Origin of the sequence: Pseudomonas sp. AFG_SD02_1510_Pfu_092 (genome assembly GCF_003331055.1) — a bacterium.
GTDB lineage: Bacteria > Pseudomonadota > Gammaproteobacteria > Pseudomonadales > Pseudomonadaceae > Aquipseudomonas.
Map to the genome: position 1 here is coordinate 1 of NZ_PUQD01000115.1, position 3,374 is coordinate 3,374.

Annotated in this window: 2 rRNA genes; both read right to left on the reverse strand. The window is 51.1% G+C overall.

Annotated elements, in window-relative coordinates:
• Positions 1–25: 25 nt before the first annotated feature.
• Positions 26–141 (reverse strand): 5S ribosomal RNA (gene rrf, locus C6A77_RS24980).
• A gap of 130 nt (positions 142–271) precedes the next feature.
• Positions 272–3,163: ribosomal RNA gene (locus tag C6A77_RS24985) — 23S ribosomal RNA — on the reverse strand.
• Positions 3,164–3,374: the final 211 nt, after the last annotated feature.

Here is a 3,374-nt window from a genome sequence, read left to right on the forward strand (position 1 = left end):
GCAGATAGGGGTTTTGCGAAATGAATCTTGACGATGACCTACTCTCACATGGGGAAACCCCACACTACCATCGGCGATGCATCGTTTCACTGCTGAGTTCGGGATGGGATCAGGTGGTTCCAATGCTCTATGGTCGTCAAGAAATTCTGTAGCCAGAATGTCCAGATGGACAGCCCAGCGAATCCGGATATGTGAATGTGTGGTCGTACGAATTTTCGGGTCTTTCGTCTTCACCACCGCAATCTGCGTCAGCAAATTGCTTGGGTGTTATATGGTCAAGCCTCACGGGCAATTAGTATTGGTTAGCTCAACGCCTCACAGCGCTTACACACCCAACCTATCAACGTCGTAGTCTTCGACGGCCCTTTAGGGGATTCAAGATCCCAGTGAGATCTCATCTTGAGGCAAGTTTCCCGCTTAGATGCTTTCAGCGGTTATCTCTTCCGAACATAGCTACCCGGCAATGCCACTGGCGTGACAACCGGAACACCAGAGGTTCGTCCACTCCGGTCCTCTCGTACTAGGAGCAGCCCCTCTCAAATCTCAAACGTCCACGGCAGATAGGGACCGAACTGTCTCACGACGTTCTAAACCCAGCTCGCGTACCACTTTAAATGGCGAACAGCCATACCCTTGGGACCGGCTTCAGCCCCAGGATGTGATGAGCCGACATCGAGGTGCCAAACACCGCCGTCGATATGAACTCTTGGGCGGTATCAGCCTGTTATCCCCGGAGTACCTTTTATCCGTTGAGCGATGGCCCTTCCATACAGAACCACCGGATCACTAAGACCTACTTTCGTACCTGCTCGACGTGTTTGTCTCGCAGTCAAGCGCGCTTTTGCCTTTATACTCTACGACCGATTTCCGACCGGTCTGAGCGCACCTTCGTACTCCTCCGTTACTCTTTGGGAGGAGACCGCCCCAGTCAAACTACCCACCATACACTGTCCTCGATCCGGATAACGGACCTGAGTTAGAACCTCAAAGTTGCCAGGGTGGTATTTCAAGGATGGCTCCATGAGAACTGGCGTCCCCACTTCAAAGCCTCCCACCTATCCTACACAAGCAAATTCAAAGTCCAGTGCAAAGCTATAGTAAAGGTTCACGGGGTCTTTCCGTCTAGCCGCGGATACACTGCATCTTCACAGCGATTTCAATTTCACTGAGTCTCGGGTGGAGACAGCGCCGCCATCGTTACGCCATTCGTGCAGGTCGGAACTTACCCGACAAGGAATTTCGCTACCTTAGGACCGTTATAGTTACGGCCGCCGTTTACCGGGGCTTCGATCAAGAGCTTCGCTTGCGCTAACCCCATCAATTAACCTTCCGGCACCGGGCAGGCGTCACACCCTATACGTCCACTTTCGTGTTTGCAGAGTGCTGTGTTTTTAATAAACAGTCGCAGCGGCCTGGTATCTTCGACCGGCATGGGCTTACGGAGCAAGTCCTTCACCCTCGCCGGCGCACCTTCTCCCGAAGTTACGGTGCCATTTTGCCTAGTTCCTTCACCCGAGTTCTCTCAAGCGCCTTGGTATTCTCTACCTAACCACCTGTGTCGGTTTGGGGTACGGTTCCCAGTTATCTGAAGCTTAGGAGCTTTTCTTGGAAGCATGGTATCAACCACTTCGTCGCCTAAAGGCAACTCGTCATCAGCTCTCGGCCTTGAAATCCCGGATTTGCCTAAGATTTCAGCCTACCACCTTAAACCTGGACAACCAACGCCAGGCTGGCCTAACCTTCTCCGTCCCTCCATCGCAATAACTGGAAGTACAGGAATATTAACCTGTTTTCCATCGACTACGCTTTTCAGCCTCGCCTTAGGGACCGACTAACCCTGCGTCGATTAACGTTGCGCAGGAAACCTTGGTCTTTCGGCGTGCGAGTTTTTCACTCGCATTGTCGTTACTCATGTCAGCATTCGCACTTCTGATACCTCCAGCAAGCTTCTCAACTCACCTTCACAGGCTTACAGAACGCTCCTCTACCGCGTCATCAAAGATGACACCCGTAGCTTCGGTGCATGGTTTGAGCCCCGTTACATCTTCCGCGCAGGCCGACTCGACTAGTGAGCTATTACGCTTTCTTTAAAGGGTGGCTGCTTCTAAGCCAACCTCCTAGCTGTCTAAGCCTTCCCACATCGTTTCCCACTTAACCATGACTTTGGGACCTTAGCTGACGGTCTGGGTTGTTTCCCTTTTCACGACGGACGTTAGCACCCGCCGTGTGTCTCCCATGCTCGGCACTTGTAGGTATTCGGAGTTTGCATCGGTTTGGTAAGTCGGGATGACCCCCTAGCCGAAACAGTGCTCTACCCCCTACAGTGATACATGAGGCGCTACCTAAATAGCTTTCGAGGAGAACCAGCTATCTCCGAGCTTGATTAGCCTTTCACTCCGATCCACAGGTCATCCGCTAACTTTTCAACGGTAGTCGGTTCGGTCCTCCAGTCAGTGTTACCTAACCTTCAACCTGCCCATGGATAGATCGCCCGGTTTCGGGTCTATACCCAGCGACTAAACGCCCTATTAAGACTCGCTTTCGCTACGCCTCCCCTATTCGGTTAAGCTCGCCACTGAATATAAGTCGCTGACCCATTATACAAAAGGTACGCAGTCACCTAACAAAGTAGGCTCCCACTGCTTGTACGCATACGGTTTCAGGTTCTATTTCACTCCCCTCTCCGGGGTTCTTTTCGCCTTTCCCTCACGGTACTGGTTCACTATCGGTCAGTCAGTAGTATTTAGCCTTGGAGGATGGTCCCCCCATATTCAGACAAAGTTTCTCGTGCTCCGTCCTACTCGATTTCATTGACAAGAGATTTTCGTGTACGGGGCTATCACCCACTATGGCCGCACTTTCCAGAGCGTTCCACTAATCTCAAATCAACTTAAGGGCTGGTCCCCGTTCGCTCGCCACTACTAAGGGAATCTCGGTTGATTTCTTTTCCTCAGGGTACTTAGATGTTTCAGTTCCCCTGGTTCGCCTCTTGCACCTATGTATTCAGTACAAGATACTCAGCTTATGCTGAGTGGGTTCCCCCATTCAGAGATCTCTGGATCACAGTCTGTTTGCCGACTCCCCAAAGCTTATCGCAGGCTACCACGTCTTTCATCGCCTCTGACTGCCAAGGCATCCACCGTATGCGCTTCTTCACTTGACCATATAACCCCAAGCAATCTGGTTATACTGTGAAGACGACATTCGCCGAAAATTCGTACGTTGCTCTTTCGAGCAGAACTCACAAATTTTACCTTAGCCTGATCCACCCGCAGTGAAACGGGTGTTCAGTCTATATCTATCACATATCCGAATTTTTAAAGAACGATCTGACAAAAGTCAGAAATCAACATTCGACGCGAATGTTCATTTCT